Origin of the sequence: Streptomyces griseorubiginosus, assembly GCF_001514195.1 — a bacterium.
Classification (GTDB): domain Bacteria; phylum Actinomycetota; class Actinomycetes; order Streptomycetales; family Streptomycetaceae; genus Streptomyces; species Streptomyces griseorubiginosus.
Window position 1 is genome coordinate 146,527 of the sequence record NZ_KQ948747.1, and the last position, 16,206, is coordinate 162,732.

Below are 16,206 nucleotides of genomic sequence, written 5' to 3' on the forward strand. Positions count from 1 at the left end.
GGAGGGGGCTTGGCCGCGTCACTCGCGGGTCGACGCCGGGACGGGCACGGTGACTGTGGTCGGCGCCACCGCGATGTTCTCGTCGTGTCCGTCCTTGCGGCCGTGAAGGCCGAGCGCTGAAAGGACTGCGCCGATGAGGGCGAGGATGCCCGTGACGAGAGCGGCAGTGTGGACGCCGTTCATGAAGGCGGTGTGGCTGCCCTCCATCACGGAGGCCCTGAGCTGCGAGGGCATCGTGTCGGACACCGGTGCGACGCCCATGGCCACCGCGTCCTTCGCCTCCTGGAAACGCCCGGCGACCGCGTCGGGCACGCCCGACTCGGTCAGCGAGTCGGTGAGCGTGGAGCCGACACGGCTGCTGATGAGCGAGACGAGCACCGAGGTGCCGAGCGCGCCGCCGACCTGGAGCGAGGTGGCCTGCAGGCCGCCCGCGACCCCGCCATCTTGGACGGGAGCGTTGCCGACGATGGCGGCGGACGACGCGGACATCACCATGCCGACGCCGAGGCCGAGCGCGATGAAGGGCGGCCACATGGTCGCGTACGACGAGTCCACGCTCCACCCGAGCATCGTGAACGCGGCGCTGGCCTGGAGCACCATCCCGAGTGGCATGGTCAAGCGCGGGCCGAACCGCTGCGTGAGCTGCGCGCCGAGCGGCGAGGACAGCATGGAGGCGGCGCTGAGCGGCAGGGTGCGCACACCGGATTCGACGGGCGTGAAGCCCCGTACGTTCTGCAGGTACAGCATGACGAAGAAGATCACGCCGAGCATGATGAAAAAGTTCAGCGCGGTGACGACCGTGCCTATGGTCAGGGCCGGGTTGCGGAAGAGCCGCATGGGCAGGAGCGGGTGCGCGACGCGGGTCTCGTACCAGCCGAAGAGGACCAAGACGACAACTCCCCCGGCGATCGCGCCGAGCGTACCGCTCGAAGTCCAGCCCCATGTCTCACCCTTGACGACACCGAAGACGACGGCCAGCAGTCCGAGCGCGAGCAGGACGACGCCGGGCACGTCGAACTTCTCGCTGGCGGCCGCCTCGTTCTTGGACTGCGGCAGGACCAGCAGGCTGACGAAGAGGGCGATGACGCCGACAGGGGCGTTGATGTAGAAGACGGACTCCCAGCTGACGTGCTCGACGAGCAGTCCGCCGACGATCGGGCCGAGTGCGGTGGAGACGGACGAGATCATCGCCCAGATGCCGACCGCCGTCCCGAACTTTTTCGGCGGGAACACGGCACGCAGCAGCGCGAGGGTGTTGGGCATGAGCATCGCACCGAAGGCGCCTTGTACGGCGCGGAAGGCGATGACGCCCTCGATCGAACCGACGAGCCCGATCGCAACGGACGAGGCCGTGAACCCCACGACGCCGACGAGATAGAGGGTTCGGCGCCCGAAGCGGTCGCCGAGCTTGCCGCCGAGGATGAGGGTGGCGGCAAGGGCGAGCAGGTAGGAGTTGGTGACCCACTGCAGTTCAGGGGTGGTGGCGTTTAGGTCGCGGGCGATCTCGGCGTTGGCGATCGCGACGACGGATCCGTCAAGACCGACCATGAACAGGCCGAACGCGACGGCGATCAGTGTCAGCCAGGGGTTCGCGCGGAGACCGCGGTGGTGGGGATCGGATACCGAAGTGGGCGCTGTGGAGCCAGGTGTGACAGACATGCGTGAGATGTCCTCGAGACGTGTGGCGCGCGGCTGGGGCGCGTGGACATGTGTGAGGTAGGGCTGCGCAGGAGGGCAGCACACTCTGCCTTGCCGCGGCAGCGGCAGCGGCAGCGGCAAGGGGACAGGCGTACGGGAAGCCGGACCGGTCAGGCGGACTGGTCGGCGAGGTGTTGGGCGAGCGCCTCGAGGGCGCCGAGAGCCGCGCCGAGAGCCTCGAGATCGCCGTCGGTCAGAGTGCGCAAAGCTGACGAGAGGTGCCGCGTCGCGATGCCCTCGGCCTCACCGATACGTTGACGCGCCATGGCGGTGACGCACAAGCGCGCCACGCGCTTGTCAGTGCCGTCCTGATGCCGCTCCAGCAGACCTGCATCGGTGAGGCGGCTGACCAGGGTACTGACGTTGTTCGGCACCATATGCAGCACGTCGGCGGCCTTGTGGACGGTCGCGCCGTCGTGTGCAGCGACGTAGCGGAGCAGGGCCAACTGCCTCTCGGGGAGCCTGGGGTCAGGCAATTGCCGGTCGATGCTCTGTTTGATGTGCCGGTTCAGCACGGGCAGGCATGCCACGAGGCCAGCGGCCACATGGTCGACACCGCGGCTCGGACGAGCCTCCCTGATTCCGGTCACACCGCGAAGTTACCTATGAAGAGAAACCTATGTCAAGATACCAATCTACGAAGTCGATGACGCGGCAGGTGAGGTAGTCGACTCCACGCACGCAGCAAGGCTTCCACGCGTCTGCCCGGAGTCGGGCGCGCACTTGCGGGGGTCGTCCATCAGCCGGTCGCCGGTCTGCGGTGGCGCCGGAGCCAGGCCCGCGCCGTCTGCCGCGTGCTGCATGCTCCTCGACGTCTATGTGCTCCACGTTTTCGAGCGGGCTCTACGCCGGACGGCGTGCCATCGAGGCCGGCGGTATGGCCAGCCGATGCCCGTTGAAGTTCCTCGACCGCCTGAACAGATGGCCGGCCTACTGGTCCGAGAACCTGACCCGGGCAAGGGAGGTGCTGGAACAACGCCGCGGACCAGTCGGGAAGTTGACCAGTCGCTTGAGCCGTTGGCCGAACTCAAGCGCGCTGTGCTGTACGCGTAGCCGTCCTCAGGGTCACCAAGATTCGATGACACAGCGACCAGGCTCCCATGTCACAGGACACTCGATGCTCCCGCTCCGGCTCGCCGACCTCCATGTTCCGGAGGCTCGGAAGGTGTTTGATACCCCCGTCTTGTGAATCTTCGCCTGGATGGCCTGGGCGGTCTTCCAGATGGACCACCTGCCCTTCTCTTCGCGGCTTCTGGTCGTCGGGCCGCGGTGGTCACCGGTGCCGGTGCGGTGCTCTTCTCGAGCCACGCCTGAAAGAGATGGGCGATGGTCTCGATGCCCGCAAGTTTGCGAGGTCCTCCGGGCCGGGGCGGCAGGTGTAGACAGTTTTGAAGTGGCCGTCCTCGATCGGCACAGCGGCGGTCGTAGGTCGTAGTGCTTTCTGCCGAGGCATGTTGCGCCGGGAGACGGATCCATTCCCGTCCACGCGTTCCTAGGGTGATCCCCATGAGCGACGCCGCGCACAAGACCTCCCGCGACCGGGCCCTGGATGTCGTCCGGGGTTACGTGGACCACGACGCCATCGCGGTCCGAGATTCGCTGGACGGCCTGGACGCCGGCGGCTCCCTGGAAACGTATGCCGTCCTCAACGGCCTGCTGCGCTCCACCATCAGCATCATGGAGCTGACCGGCAGGACGTGGCGGATCGAGGACCTGGTACGACGGGCCGACGAAGTGGCCGTCTCGGCACCGCCGCACTACGAGTTCGCCGTGGCCGAGGCGACACGGGCGTGGGCCCGCGGGGACGAGTCGGCCATGCGCGCGGCATCGTCCCACGACCTCACCGGGGCCGTGCACATCACCGCCGTCGGCGTCACCGTTCTGGGGCTGGCGGTGTGGGGCCGCACCGGGTTCCTCGACGTGCTCGCGGAGTTCCGGCACGCCGCGGTCACGCTCACCGATGAATGGATCTACGACATCCCTGAGCCCTCGTAGTCCAGCCACAAGACTCTCGCCGGCCTCGTCGTCGATGCCACCCCGCCTGCGAAGCCGGCGAGACCCCCGTCACGCCAGGACGCGCCATCTTCCAGAGCCCGCTGCCCGCCCTTCTTCCCAGAACCATGGGCTGGCTCCGCACCGCCGATCACCTCGCCGACACCGACCAGCCACGACTAGCCACCGTCCCTCGACGAACTGTCCAGGACCGCAGCGGTCACGTCGACTCGGTGAAGAAGCGGCACTCTTCCGCCTCGGCCTCATCGCGCCCAAAGACAAAGGAGAAGCTGTACGTCTCGTCACCGGCCGTGTCGCCCGGACGGCTTGCGCCGGCTGGCGGACCTACGAGATGACGTGATCGACATGGGCCGCCGGGAGGCACAGGCACGTCTCCAGCCGGCACCGTGCCCTGGGCCGACTGCCAGCTCGAACTGAGGACAGGCCTGGCTGGCACGGAAAGGGATGAAGACGAGAAGGGCCAGGCCGTTCCTGGAAGCGGAGTCGGCCTGCTGTGACGTCTGGCTACTGCTTCGGCGGCAGTGCGTTCCGGAGTGATCTGCTGGCCAGTCAAGTCCGCGGCCGACCAGTTCGTTTACGGCGGCCCCCAAGGAGTGGGGAGTGAAGCCCGTCTGACGAGCCATCTTCGCGGCGGAGATGCCGGTGTCCATACGAGGTGCTGGAGAGCGTTGTGCTGCGCGGGCGCGAGGCCGAGCGCACGCAACGCCCTCTCCAGGCGCAGCCCCATCACAAGACTCACTGTTACGCCAGATAGCTGGTCCGCGCGGACGGGTTGCCCGCGTGCCGCTCATGACCTCCGAAAGCAAAGTGCCTGATATTTGCATGCCAGAAATAGAAGCTACCTTACTGTTGTTTTCGTCGCTGTCGTTGTCGTCAGCCATGGAGAAGCCCGTGTCCACGTCACCGCCCAGGACCGTCGAGCCCCGGCGCGCTCAGCACCACCACGCCCTGGACCCCGCCCCCTCGCAGCAGGGCGCGACCGGCCTGAAGGGGGTTCTGCTGCCGGCGGTGATCGTTCTGATCATTGGTTCGATCTTCGTCAGTGTGTTCCTGTCGGCCTTCCACGCCCCGCGCCCTCATGACCTCCCGGTCGCCGTCGTGGGCACGACCGAGCAGGCCGAGCAGGTCACGGGAGCGCTGGAACTCGGGCTGCCCGGCGGCTTCTACGTGAAGCGCTACGGCGACAAGAGCGCGGCCCGCCACGCTCTTGAGGGTCGCAAGGTGTACGCCGCCTACGTCACGGACCCCGGGAAGTCCGCCGAGCTCCTCTATGCCGGCGCCAACGGCCCTTCCGTCACCTCGACGGTCACCGGCGCCTTCTCCGCGGTCGCCCAGCACAGCGGTACCCGTCTGACCCTGAGGGACACCGTGCCGGCCCCGGCGGGAGACACCGGCGGGATGGCGGTGTTCTACGCCGGGTTCGGTGTCGTACTCGCCGGGTTCCTGTTCGGCACGATGACCTACCAGATCGCCCCCCGCCTGGAGTACCGCTGGCGGCTGGCCAGTCTGGCCGCCTTCAGCGTCGCCGCCGGACTCCTGATCGCGGTGATAGCTGGGGGCGTGGGCTTCTCGGCGCTGCCCGGACCCTTCCTCGGCATCGCGGGGATCATCGCCCTGATGGCCGCGGCCGTCGGCAGCGCGACCATGGCGTTCATGCGCCTCTTCGGGCGGGCCGGGATGTCGCTGGCCGCCGTGGTCCTGTTCACCTTCGGCAACAGCACCAGCGGCGGCACCCTGCCCACGGCCTATCTGCCGGGCTGGCTCCATCCGTTCTCGGAGATTCTCCCGGTGGGCGTCGGCGTTCGAGCCATCCAGGGTCTGTCCCACTTCCGCAACGACGGCCTGACCGCGGGCGTCTTCGTCCTGGTGGTCTGGATCCTGATTGCCGCCGCGGCTGTGTACTGGCGCGACGCACGCGGGACACGCAACCGGGCGGCCCCCTGAACCGGGTCCCCGCGCTGTCATCAGGGACCGACTCGTCATGGGGTACGGCACAGCAGGCCACGACAGCCGCCCGTACGACGAGTCGCCCCTGCGATCCCAGTCGCGTACCGCCCCGCGCGACGCGGTAGGGGAGCGGGCGCCCGGCGCCCGGGCCGGCGGATCGTGCGCTGGAGGAGAGGAGCGGCGGGCGCTTCCGAAGGCGGCCGGAAGGCGTTCTCGTAAACTGCCGACGTGACCGACGCCGCGTTCCCCACCACCGGATACCTGGCCTGGCAGTTCTCGCAGATCGTGGCGGGCCGGCTGGAAAGGGCACTGCGTGCGGAGGACCTCACGCTGGCCCAGCACAACGCGTTGCAGCACGCCGCCCTGACACCAGGGGTGTCCGCGGCGGAGATCGCCCGCCGGACCGGCTTCACTCCCCAGTCCATGGGAGCCGCCGTGACCCAGCTCGTCGAACGAGGGATACTGCGGCGCGAGCCCCATCCTACCAGTCGTCGCAGCATGCGCCTGTACGCCACCGACGAAGGGCGCTCGGCGGCCGCTCGCGCGGCGTCCATCGCCGGTCGCATCGAGGCGGAGACGACGTCACCGCTCGGCGCGGACGACAAGGACACCATCCACCGTCTGCTCCACCGCCTGGTCGAGCGACTGAATCCGGACGCTCTCACCGTCGACAGTCCCTCCTGACCCGGGGCCATAGCACCGCCCTTCTCGCGGTGTGACCTGCGGGCGAACGCCGGAACGGAGAGGATCGCCGCCGTGCCGTTCATGCGTGAGGCAGCCGTGCACCTCGGCATGTGACTGACCCTCTACCGCGTGATCGGCGCACCGGAGATCGCCGGAGCCGCCGGTCTGCTGCTCGGACTGGCCCCGGCTCCACTCGGCGTGCCTGCCGCTGCCGGGCTAATTCTGCGGCCGCCGCCGTGGTCCACCTGCGCCACGGTGACCGCCCGTGGAAGCCCTGCCCGCCGCCGTACCGGCCCTGGCGGCTATGGCATAAGCCGGGTTGGCCATCGCCGCCGGCTGACCGCCCCGGAGTGAGCAGGGGTCTCGAACGGGAGGTTGCTGATGCCCGACGGCTCACGAGTCCCTTGTTCGGCGTACCGTCGACGGTGTGGAGTACACGGCTGCCAGCCTCGTGTCCCGTGTCGCAGGTGACCTCGGGGCGATGGCGGATGAGGTGATCGCCGACGTGGTGCGGTGCCTGCGGCGTGACGTTCCCGAACTGTGGAGTAACCCGGATCTCATCCGCATGACGTCGCAGAACATCGCTGAGCATGTCGTCGGCGTGCTGATCGGCCTGGAGCACGGCGTCGAGCCGAGCGAGATCGATCCACCGGCCGCCGAGCTGGAACGCGCGCGCCGGCTGGCTCGGTACGGCACGTCGGTCACCGTGTTGTTGCGGGCTTTCCGGCTCGGTCAGGGTGTCATCCTGGACAGACTGCTTGCTGAGATGCCGCGGCTGACGAAAGACGCGGAGCTGATCACCGCGGCATCACGCCTCCTGATCGCGATGGCGAACGGATACGTCGACGACGCCTCCGAGCAGGGTGTCACGGCGTTCCAGGAGGAGCGCGACCGGCGACTGCAGTGGCGGCTTTCTTTGGTGAACGAGGCCGGTCTGCGCATCGGGACTACCCTGGACATTGCCCGCACCACCCAGGAGCTGGCGGACCTCGCCCTCGACCATTTCGCCGACCTGGTCACCGTCGACCTGCTCGACTCCGTGGTCCACGGGGACTGCACCGCGGCGCAGAGCCCCCTCGTACTGCACCGGGTCGCTCAGTCGTCGTCGGCGCAAGGCGGTCCCGAGCCGACAGTTGGGCTGGGGGCGGTTCACGCCTGCCCGGACGGATCGGTCGTGGCTCGCGCCCTGGCCACCGGCCGGCCCTCCAGGCACACGGAGACGCCGACGGATCCGGTCGACGCCTTCGGCAGCCATCCTGCCTGCTCGATGCTGGTGGTGCCGTTGAGCGCCCGCGGCGCCACTCTAGGCGTCGCACGGTTCTGCCGTCACCGCAACCCGGCTCCCTTCGACGACGAGGATCTGATCCTCGCGCAGGAGATCGCGGCCAGGGCGGCCGTGGCCATAGACAACGCCCGTCGCTACACACATGCCCGTGCCACGGCCCTCACTCTCCAGCGCAGTCTGCTGCCACAGCGCACGGCGGAGCAGTCCGCCGTGGACGTGGCCTGTCGCTACCTGCCCGCAGGTGCCCAGGCCGGTGTGGGCGGCGACTGGTACGACGTGATTCCGCTGTCCGGAGCCCGAGTGGCCCTGGTCGTGGGTGACGTGGTCGGCCACGGCATCCACGCCGCCGCCACGATGGGGCGCCTGCGGACCGCGGTCCGTACCCTCGCCGACATCGACCTGCCGCCCGAGGAACTACTGACGCACCTGGACGACGTCGTCATCCGCCTGTCCGCCGAAGCCTCGGCCGACCCGGACACGGAGACCGCCGGGGACATCGGCGCGACATGTTTGTACGCCGTCTACGACCCCGTCGACGGCCGCTGCTCCCTGGCGCGTGCGGGGCACGTGCTGCCCGCCGTGGTGAGCGGCGGCGGAACCGTCGAGCTTCTGCATCTGCCGCCCGGCCCGCCGCTGGGCCTGGGCGGCCTGCCGTTCGAGGCGGCCGAGGTTTACCTGCCCGAAGGCAGCCGCTTGGCCCTGTACACCGACGGCCTGGTCGAAACCCGCGACCGCGATATCGAGGCAGGCCTCACCCTCCTGCGCCACGCCCTCGCACAGCCCTCCGCCTCCCTTGAGGCCGCCTGCGACACCGTGGTCCAGGCCTTGCTGCCCGCAAGCCAACCCCACGACGACGCAGCCTTGCTGCTCGCCCGCACCCGCATCCTCGGAGACCAACAAGTCGCCGCCTGGGACGTGGACGCCGACCCGGCAGCCGTCGCCCGGGCACGTTCGAGTGCTGCCGGGCAGCTGTCCGCCTGGGGGCTGGAGGACCTCCACTTCATCACCGAGCTAGTGGTCAGTGAACTGGTCACCAACGCCATCCGCTACGGGCGACCCCCCATCCGCCTGCGTCTCATCCGTGACCGCTCCCTCCTGTGCGAGGTGTCCGACGCCGGGAGCACCACCCCCCACCTGCAGCGGGCCCGCGCCTTCGACGAGGGCGGACGCGGCCTGCTCCTCGTAGCCCAGCTCGCCGAGCGTTGGGGAACGCGCCACGCCCGGCAGGGCAAGACGGTCTGGGCCGAGCTGGGCGAGCAGAAGTACGCCCGGCCCTCGGATCCGGCCTCGTTCCTTTAGAGGGCATCTGATGTAGGTAGTTGGTGCTCTGGGATGCTTTTGTGACTGGTGCTGTTGGTGATCGTTGGATCAGGCGTGAGTGCTCGTCGTCCGTACCGTAGTGACGTGTCCGACGCCCGCTGGGCCTTGATCGAACCGGTCTTTACCGCTTGGCGGGCGAGACGGACCGGCCCCGGAACGGCGGCCCGGGTGCACGACCTGAGAGAGATCGTCAACGCGATCCTCTACATCAAGCGCACCGGCATCCCATGGGAGTACCTGCCGCGCGACTTCCCTCCCTGCAAGACCGTCTACGACTACTACGCGAAGTGGGAAGCCGACGGCACCACACAGCAAGTACACGACCTGTTACGCGACAAGACTCGCCGATTACACGGCCGCCGCGCGGAGCCCACAGCGGCCGTGGTCGACGCGCAGAGCGTGAAGACCTCGGCAAACGTCGCCGAAAGCAGTCAGGGCATCGACGCCGGAAAGAAGATCAAAGGCCGAAAGAGGCACCTGATCACGGACACGCTCGGCCTGGTGCTGGCCGTCCTGGTCACCGCCGCGAACGTGCACGACACCACGGCATGCACGTCGTAGCGGGTGAAGTCGCCGGCAATGCAGATCAGGCGCGGGCCGCTCCACAGGACCTGGGACGCGGCCGTCACCCCGAGCCGGTCGCGAACCAGGTGCTCGAACTCGGCACGATGGTCCATCAGCCACGCCAGATAGAAGAGACCCTGGTTGATGACGCCGGCATCGACACCACGCTTGTACTCCACGATGACCGGTGATCCGTTCTCGTCCAGACCGAGCGAATCGATCCGGCCCCCATGCACCGGCCCCGTTCCGTACTCGCTCGCCAAGAACCGCACCCCCAGCAACGTCTCCATGTGCGCCTCGACGAGACCCTGCACATCTGCCTCGACCTCAGCAAGACGCGGCGTGACCTCAGTCATGCCGCTTTTCGTTGTGTCCGTAGAAACAACTTCAAGCCGGTCACCCCCCGTTATCGGAGACGTATGGCGCCGGACTACGGCCTGTTCTTCACCTACTTGTGGCGCCGCGGACTTCGCTGAGACGAGGCGACGGCGGACGTGCTGGAGGACTGGGAGGACTGGACGTTCGGTCAAAACTTCCATTCCTCGGTGCCGACATCAGCGCACCTTTGGTCGCCGTCGCCTACGCCGGACTGGAAATCCAGGTCACGTCGACGAATCCATGGATGTCCGCGAGGGTCCTGTCGTTGGGCTTGAGCAAGCCATGCCCGCGGGCGCGAAGTTGGGATCAGCCAGAGCGACTACGACGCCGCCTCCCCGTAGCAGGGCTTGGGGGCTACGACTTGGCCCTGACCAGTCCGGTGTCGTACGCGGTGATGACGGCCTGGATGCGGTCGCGGGCGCCGATCTTGGCGAGGACGCGGCCCACGTGTTTCTTGACGGTGGACTCGGTCAGGACGAGGCGCTCGGCGATCTCGGTGTTGGTCCAGCCCTGGCCGATGGCGACGAGGACTTCGCGTTCTCGGTCGGTGAGGGTCTTCAGGCGAGGGTCCTCGGCGGGTGGGGTGTCCGTCGGGGCCAGGAGGCGGTGGGTGTAGGCGTCCAGGAGGCGACGGGTGAGGCGGGGGGAGACGACGGCGTCGCCGGTGGCGACTGCGTGGATGCCCGCGACGAGTTCCTCGGGGCGGGCGTCCTTGAGCAGGAAGCCGCCGGCGCCGGCGCGCAGACCTTCGTAGGCGTACTCGTCGAGGTCGAAGGTGGTGACGATGAGGACGCGGGTGCGGCCGCCGGCGGCGATGATGCGACGGGTGGCCTCGATGCCGTCCATGCCGGGCATGCGGATGTCCATGAGAACGACGTCGGGGCGCAGTTCGGCGGCCATGCGGACGGCCTCCGCGCCGTGTTGCGCCTCGCCGACCGGGGTCAGGCCGGGGGTGCCCTCCAGCAGCATGCGCACGCCCATGAGTTGCAGGGGCTGGTCGTCGGCGATCAGGACGGTGGTCATGGCTGATGATCTCCTGGAGGTACGTCGAGGACGACATCGACGAGCCAGCCCTGGCCGGTGGCTTGCGGGCCGAGGGTGACGGCGCCGCCGTACAGGGCGGCCCGCTGGCGGATGCCGACGAGGCCGTGCCCGGCGTCGCCGGACCGCGTCCCGGCTGCTGCGCCGGTGTCGGCGACCTTGATGTGCACGGTGTCGGTGTCCTTGGTGAGGGTGACGTCGGCGGTGGAGCCTGGGCCGGCGTGTTTGAGGGTGTTGGTGAGGGCTTCCTGGACGATGCGGTACACGGTGAGCTGAACGCCGCTGCCGAGGGCGTCGAGGTCGCCCGTCGTCCTGTAGGTCACGGGCAGCCCCGCCGCGCGCACCCGCGTCAGTAACGCGTCCAGATCCCGGAGGCCGGGCTGCGGGCCGAGCAGCCGTTCGTCCTCTTCAGGGCCCCGCTCCTCGCGCAGCACGCCGAGGACCCTTCGGAGTTCGCTCATCGCCTGGCGGCCGGTGTCGGCGAGGATGCGCAGGGGTTCGGCGGACGTCTCGCCGCGGTTGGTGGCGAGGGTGGCGGCGCCGTCGGCGACGCTGACCATGACGGAGAGGTTGTGGCCGACGATGTCGTGCATCTCGCGGGCGATGCGGGTGCGTTCGGCGGCGGCGGTGAGCCGGACGCGCTGGTCCTGCTCGATCTCTAGGCGCGTGGCCCGGTCCTCCAGGGCCGCGAGGTAAAGGCGGCGGATCCGCAGCGTCAGGCCGATGGCGATGGCCGCGGTCGCCGTGCCCGTCAGGAAGAAGAGACTGAGGAACGGGTGCTCGACGGGGGCTAGGAGCCCGACCGCCAGGGTCATTTCGGCCGCGGTGAGGGCGGCGGCCCAGCCGAGCGCGCGCAGTGATCCGTGCAGGGCCAGGCTGTAGAGGGCGATGAGCGCGGCCATGCCGGTCTGCTGCCACACGCCCAGCGACCACTGGGCCAGCAATACCGCGGAGATCACGAAGAATGTGACGGCCGGGGCCCTGCGGCGCCACCACAGAGGTACGACGAGCGCGACGGCGAAGGCGACCACCGCCAGCGTGGGCAAGTGGCTTGGGTTCGTCGTGTCTCCGAACGGGCCGTGGCGCCTGCGGGAGAGCAGGTCGGGAAGGCTGAGCAGGGCGACGACGAGGACGACTGCGGTGTCGAGCATCCACGGATGCCGCTGGTCCAGTCGGCGTCGGGCGCTGCGGCCGCGCAGCAAGCAGCGCAGGAACGGGTGCGCCCAGACGTCGGCGAGCCCGGAGGACGGCGCGCTGGCCGTCCCCCGGGCGGTGGTCGCGGGGGCCTGTCTCATGATCCCCACTGTCTCGCACCGCCGCTCAGGCGTCGCTCTTGAGGAGCCGCCAGGCGGCTCCGGCGAGGGTGAGGGCCACCCACCCGGCGAAGACGGCGAGTCCCGCCCCGGGAGAGAGGGCGTCGGAGGACTGGTGCAGGGCGTACATCGCCGAGCCCGCGTTGCCGGGGAAGTAGGGGTTGATGTCGTCGTGGACGGAGTCGGGCAGCAGGGAGGCCAGGCCCGGGAGGATGAGCAGGACGCCGACCAGGACCGCGATCGCGCCGGCGCTGGAGCGCAGCAGGATGCCCAGAGCCACACCCGCGACGGCGACCAGGGCGAGGTAGAGGCCGGCACCGGCCAGGCTGCGCAGTACGCCGTCGTCGCCCAGGGACAGGGCGATCTTCTCGCCGTCCAGGCCTAGAGTGCCCAGCTGGAAGGCGGCCAGGGCGCCGAGGGTGGTCAGGACCAGGGTGATGGGGCCGATCACGGCGGCCTTGGTCCACAGGACCGGCAGGCGGCGGGGGACGGCGGTGAGGGTGGAGCGGATCATGCCGGTGGTGTACTCGCCGGCCGACAGCAGGACGCCGAGCACGCCGACGGCCAGTGATGCGAAGGTCACTCCGAGCAGGGCGAGGCTGACGGCGTCCTGGTCGCCGGAGCCGGGTCCTGGCGGCCCGCCCTGCGCGGTCGCGTCGGGGCTGTAGGTGGCGGAGGCGATCGCGCCGAGGGCGACCAGCAGGACCACGGAGACCCCTAGGGTGATCCAACTGGAGCGCAGCGACCAGAACTTGGACCACTCCGCGCGCAGCACCCGCGGACCGGTGACCTTGTAGGCCCGGGTGCCGGCTCGGGTGGGGGAGAGTTCGGTGACGGTCATCAGGCTGCCTTTCGCTCGGTCTGCGCCGGGTGGCTCTGGTACTCGACAACTTCTCGGGTCAGGTCCATGAATGCCGCCTCCAACGAGACGGCCTGTGGGGTGAGTTCGGACAACGCCACGCCGTGCTCGGCAGCGATCAGCCCGATCTCTCGCGCGTCGCGTCCAGTGACCAGGAGCTCCTCGGCGGATGAGGAGGAGATCGTGACGTCCGGGCCCCCAAGCAGCGAGCGCAGCCTGGTGGCCTCGGCGGTGGCGACCTTCACGCCGCCGCCGCTCGCCTGGCGGGTGAAGTCGTCGACGGTGGTGTCGGCGAGCAGCCGCCCGCGCCCGATGATCACCAGGTGGTCGGCGATCAGTGCGGTCTCGCTCATCAGGTGCGAGGAGAGCATCACCGCCCGGCCCTCGTCGGCCAGCGAGCGCAGCAGGTTGCGCACCCACAGCACGCCCTCGGGATCGAGACCGTTGACCGGTTCGTCGAGCATGACGATCGCGGGGTCGCCGAGCAGTGCCGCCGCGATGCCGAGCCGCTGGCCCATGCCGAGCGAGAAGGCCCCGACGCGCTTGCCAGCCACGCTGGTCAGCCCGGCCAGTTCGATGACCTCGTCGACCCGGCGGCGCGGAATGCCGTGCGTGTACGCGAGGGCCATCAGATGGTTGAAGGCGCTGCGGCCGGGGTGGACGGACTTGGCCTCCAGTAGGGTGCCGATCTCGTGCAGCGGTGCCGGGTGCTTCGCATACGACCTGCCGTTGACGGTGACCGTGCCCCCGGTGGGGGCGTCCAGGCCGACGACCATGCGCATCGTGGTGGACTTGCCGGCGCCGTTGGGACCGAGGAAGCCAGTGACCTCGCCGGGCTTGACGGTGAAGCTCAGCGCGTCGACGACGGTCTTGTCGCCGTACCGCTTGGTCAGCTCACGCGCTTCGATCATGAGTGTTGGCCTTTCATCACGGACGCGGCCGGGCGACTGCCGCGACCTGTGCCATCGACGTTAGGCGCGCGGCCGGCCCGAGCCCTGGGACCACGGGAGACACTTCGGCGCCTGAGTGGTACTGCGGTACCACTCGGCGCGGATCACCGGTACGCCTGAGGTATGACGCGTCGGCGGATGCGCGCCCGCCTGCGGCCGCACGCCGCTCAGCAAGGGGACAGGCACCGCGCTGTCCGCGCTTCTCACTGCCGTGACCATGGGCTTTGCGGTTCTTGTTCTTGTGGTTCGGCAGGGACGTCTTCTCCAGTACCGCAACCTTGCGGGTTGTCGATTCGGCGTGGGGTGAGTGGTCCGGGGGTGCCCCGGCCCGGTGGTGCGGCGGGGGCCGCCGGATCGCCGGCGCGAAACGGTACATGGCTGCCACGTGGACGGGACACGAGGTTCCTCAGGCGTACCCGCCGATCACCGGTTGACTTCGGGAACGCTCGCGTACGTCGCTGCGTGATCCTGCAACCCGTTCCGACTTGCTCTGGACGGTGGCCTTCTACGTCGACGGCTGGTTGGGCCTGCCGGCGATTGCTCTGAGGCCGCTCGGTCTGGTGGTCGACGGAGTATGGAGTGGTCTCCTGCGACGGCGTGCGGTCGTCCTGCTGCTGTAACCGCCTGTTCGGCCCCTTTTTCCTAGGTCTGGCGTGCCGTGGCGGTCAGGAAGGCGTGCGCGCGCATGGCCAGAGTGATGTGCCGACGCCAGCCCACGTAGCGGCGGACTTCGTACTGGTCCAGGCCGCATTCGTTCTTCGCGGCTTGGGTAGGGTCGGCCGCGCGGTGAGGTGCCAGGTGTGCTGGTCCTTTTCCGCGCGGCCTCCCTCCGAACCGGATGGGCCCGCTTTCCAAGCATCTGGCTCTCCGGTGACTACTGCGTGAGCGGGAGGGGTTCCCGGTGGTGGATGTGGTCGTGGCAGTCGGCGCAGAGCACGAGTGTCTTGCGGCGCCGTTTGGCCATGACTCGTCTCCAACGGGCGGGTTCGACTCGGTCGAGTTCCTTCAGGTTACGGCCGTGGTGGACTTCCACCTCGCCTGTGTGCTGGCAGCGCTCGCATGCCCTGGACGCGTCCTCTATGGACAGCCAGAGCGGGCTGGCGCTTCTTGATGCCGACCTGCGGTTCTGAGTCTGGGGCCGGCCGCTTTCCCGTCTCAGGCTCCGTTCGGGTGCGCGCTCGCTGTGACCAGTTGACCGGCCCGTGCCGCGATCTGCCGTAGCCAGATGTGGGCTGGATCCCGTTCGTGCATCGGGTGCCACCACAGCGTCTCCACCAACACGCCCAGTTCGAAGGGCAGATCGAGGATCGTCGTCTTGCCCTGTGGGGCGAACAGCCAGGCGATCCGTTCGGGGACCAGGCTCAATCGGTCGGTTCCGGCGATGAGATGGGGCACGGCGAGGTAGTCCTCGGTCATGATCGCCGGCCTCGGCTCGACTCTGCCTTCGCGCAGGCGGCGCAGCGATGGGAAGACCACGGACGGGTGGTAGTAGGGCAGTACCCACGGACGTCCGGCGAGTTCCTCCGCGCTGGAGACGGCCGGCTCGTCATCGGCCGAGGCGACGCACACCCAGCGGTCCTGGAACAGGTCGAGGGACGGTAACTGCGCCAGGATTCCCTGCGGGAGCACGATCGCGTCCACGGTGCGCAGGTTGTCGTGGGCCCGCTGGACGAATTGCTCTGTGCTGTGCCGGAACCGCAGCCGCACGCCGGGTGCCGTCTCGCGGACGAGATCGGCCAGGGCCCGCCCGAAGGTGGGCAGTTGGCAGTCGGTCAGCACCAGGGTGAATTCGTGCTCGTCGACGGCGGGATCGAAGTCCGGTCGGGTCCGGAACACCCGGTCCGTATAGCTGAGCGCCTCCGCTGTGTTCTCGGACAGGCGCTCTGCCAGCGGCGTCAGTTCGTAGGTGTTGCCCACCCTGGTCAGGAGTTCGTCGCCGAAGTGGCGGCGCAGCCGGCCCAGCGCCGTACTCAGCGTGGGCTGGCTCAGCCCGAGTCGCTGCGCCGCCCTGGTCACGCTGCGCTCCTGCAGCAGGGCGTCCAGCGACACCAGCAGGTTCAGGTCCAGGCCCACGGCGTACGACCCCCTCGATGGTTATTGGGAATGCCAATGCCCAGCATAGGTGACTTCGGGTTCCCCAATGCCTTCGCGGTG

The 16,206-nt window shown here is 69.0% G+C and carries 12 protein-coding genes and 2 pseudogenes; 5 read left to right on the plus strand and 9 right to left on the minus strand.

Going from position 1 to position 16,206, the window contains the following annotated elements:
- Positions 1-18: 18 nt before the first annotated feature.
- On the minus strand, positions 19-1,659 hold the full coding sequence (locus tag AQJ54_RS39750) for an MFS transporter (RefSeq protein ID WP_079070239.1): 1,641 nt from the start codon (positions 1,657-1,659) through the stop codon (positions 19-21).
- A 149-nt stretch (positions 1,660-1,808) separates the two neighbouring features.
- Positions 1,809-2,288, minus strand: a complete 480-nt coding sequence (locus AQJ54_RS39755; protein WP_428843821.1) for a MarR family winged helix-turn-helix transcriptional regulator — start codon at positions 2,286-2,288, stop codon at positions 1,809-1,811.
- A gap of 916 nt (positions 2,289-3,204) precedes the next feature.
- Between AQJ54_RS39755 and AQJ54_RS39760 the strand changes: the two genes are divergently transcribed.
- From AQJ54_RS39760 to AQJ54_RS44410, 5 genes and pseudogenes are all read left to right on the plus strand, one after another.
- Positions 3,205-3,693, plus strand: coding sequence for a hypothetical protein (locus tag AQJ54_RS39760; protein WP_062246075.1), 489 nt, complete (start codon positions 3,205-3,207; stop codon positions 3,691-3,693).
- A 909-nt stretch (positions 3,694-4,602) separates the two neighbouring features.
- Positions 4,603-5,655 carry an ABC transporter permease gene (locus tag AQJ54_RS39765; protein ID WP_248845542.1) on the plus strand — a complete coding sequence of 351 codons (1,053 nt, stop codon included), beginning with the start codon at positions 4,603-4,605 and terminating at the stop codon, positions 5,653-5,655.
- Between the two features lie 231 nt (positions 5,656-5,886).
- Positions 5,887-6,342, plus strand: a complete 456-nt coding sequence (locus AQJ54_RS39770; protein ID WP_062246079.1) for a MarR family winged helix-turn-helix transcriptional regulator — start codon at positions 5,887-5,889, stop codon at positions 6,340-6,342.
- Between the two features lie 481 nt (positions 6,343-6,823).
- Positions 6,824-8,926, plus strand: coding sequence for a SpoIIE family protein phosphatase (locus AQJ54_RS39775; protein WP_248845543.1), 2,103 nt, complete (start codon positions 6,824-6,826; stop codon positions 8,924-8,926).
- 75 nt (positions 8,927-9,001) lie between these two features.
- Positions 9,002-9,493 (plus strand): annotated as a pseudogene (locus AQJ54_RS44410) (IS5 family transposase); the annotation flags it as partial.
- Here the strand turns inward: AQJ54_RS44410 and AQJ54_RS47655 are convergent.
- The 7 genes and pseudogenes from AQJ54_RS47655 to AQJ54_RS39805 form a co-directional block, all read right to left on the minus strand.
- Positions 9,490-9,911: pseudogene (locus tag AQJ54_RS47655) on the minus strand (PDDEXK family nuclease); the annotation flags it as partial. The pseudogenes AQJ54_RS44410 and AQJ54_RS47655 overlap by 4 nt on opposite strands.
- A gap of 332 nt (positions 9,912-10,243) precedes the next feature.
- The gene (locus AQJ54_RS39785) at positions 10,244-10,912 is read right to left on the minus strand and encodes a response regulator (RefSeq protein ID WP_062246083.1); all 669 of its coding nucleotides are present in this window, start codon (positions 10,910-10,912) and stop codon (positions 10,244-10,246) included.
- A complete protein-coding gene (locus AQJ54_RS39790; RefSeq protein ID WP_062246084.1) occupies positions 10,909-12,225 on the minus strand; it encodes a sensor histidine kinase in 1,317 nt (438 codons plus the stop codon). Before AQJ54_RS39790 ends, AQJ54_RS39785 begins: the two co-directional genes overlap by 4 nt.
- 25 nt (positions 12,226-12,250) lie before the next feature.
- Positions 12,251-13,084, minus strand: a complete 834-nt coding sequence (locus AQJ54_RS39795; RefSeq protein WP_062246086.1) for an ABC transporter permease — start codon at positions 13,082-13,084, stop codon at positions 12,251-12,253.
- The gene (locus AQJ54_RS39800; protein WP_062246088.1) at positions 13,084-14,013 is read right to left on the minus strand and encodes an ABC transporter ATP-binding protein; all 930 of its coding nucleotides are present in this window, start codon (positions 14,011-14,013) and stop codon (positions 13,084-13,086) included. Before AQJ54_RS39800 ends, AQJ54_RS39795 begins: the two co-directional genes overlap by 1 nt.
- Positions 14,014-14,926: 913 nt before the next feature.
- Positions 14,927-15,316, minus strand: coding sequence for an HNH endonuclease (locus AQJ54_RS47660; RefSeq protein WP_346265481.1), 390 nt, complete (start codon positions 15,314-15,316; stop codon positions 14,927-14,929).
- Positions 15,208-16,125 carry a LysR family transcriptional regulator gene (locus tag AQJ54_RS39805; RefSeq protein WP_062246090.1) on the minus strand — a complete coding sequence of 306 codons (918 nt, stop codon included), beginning with the start codon at positions 16,123-16,125 and terminating at the stop codon, positions 15,208-15,210. Before AQJ54_RS39805 ends, AQJ54_RS47660 begins: the two co-directional genes overlap by 109 nt.
- Positions 16,126-16,206: the final 81 nt, after the last annotated feature.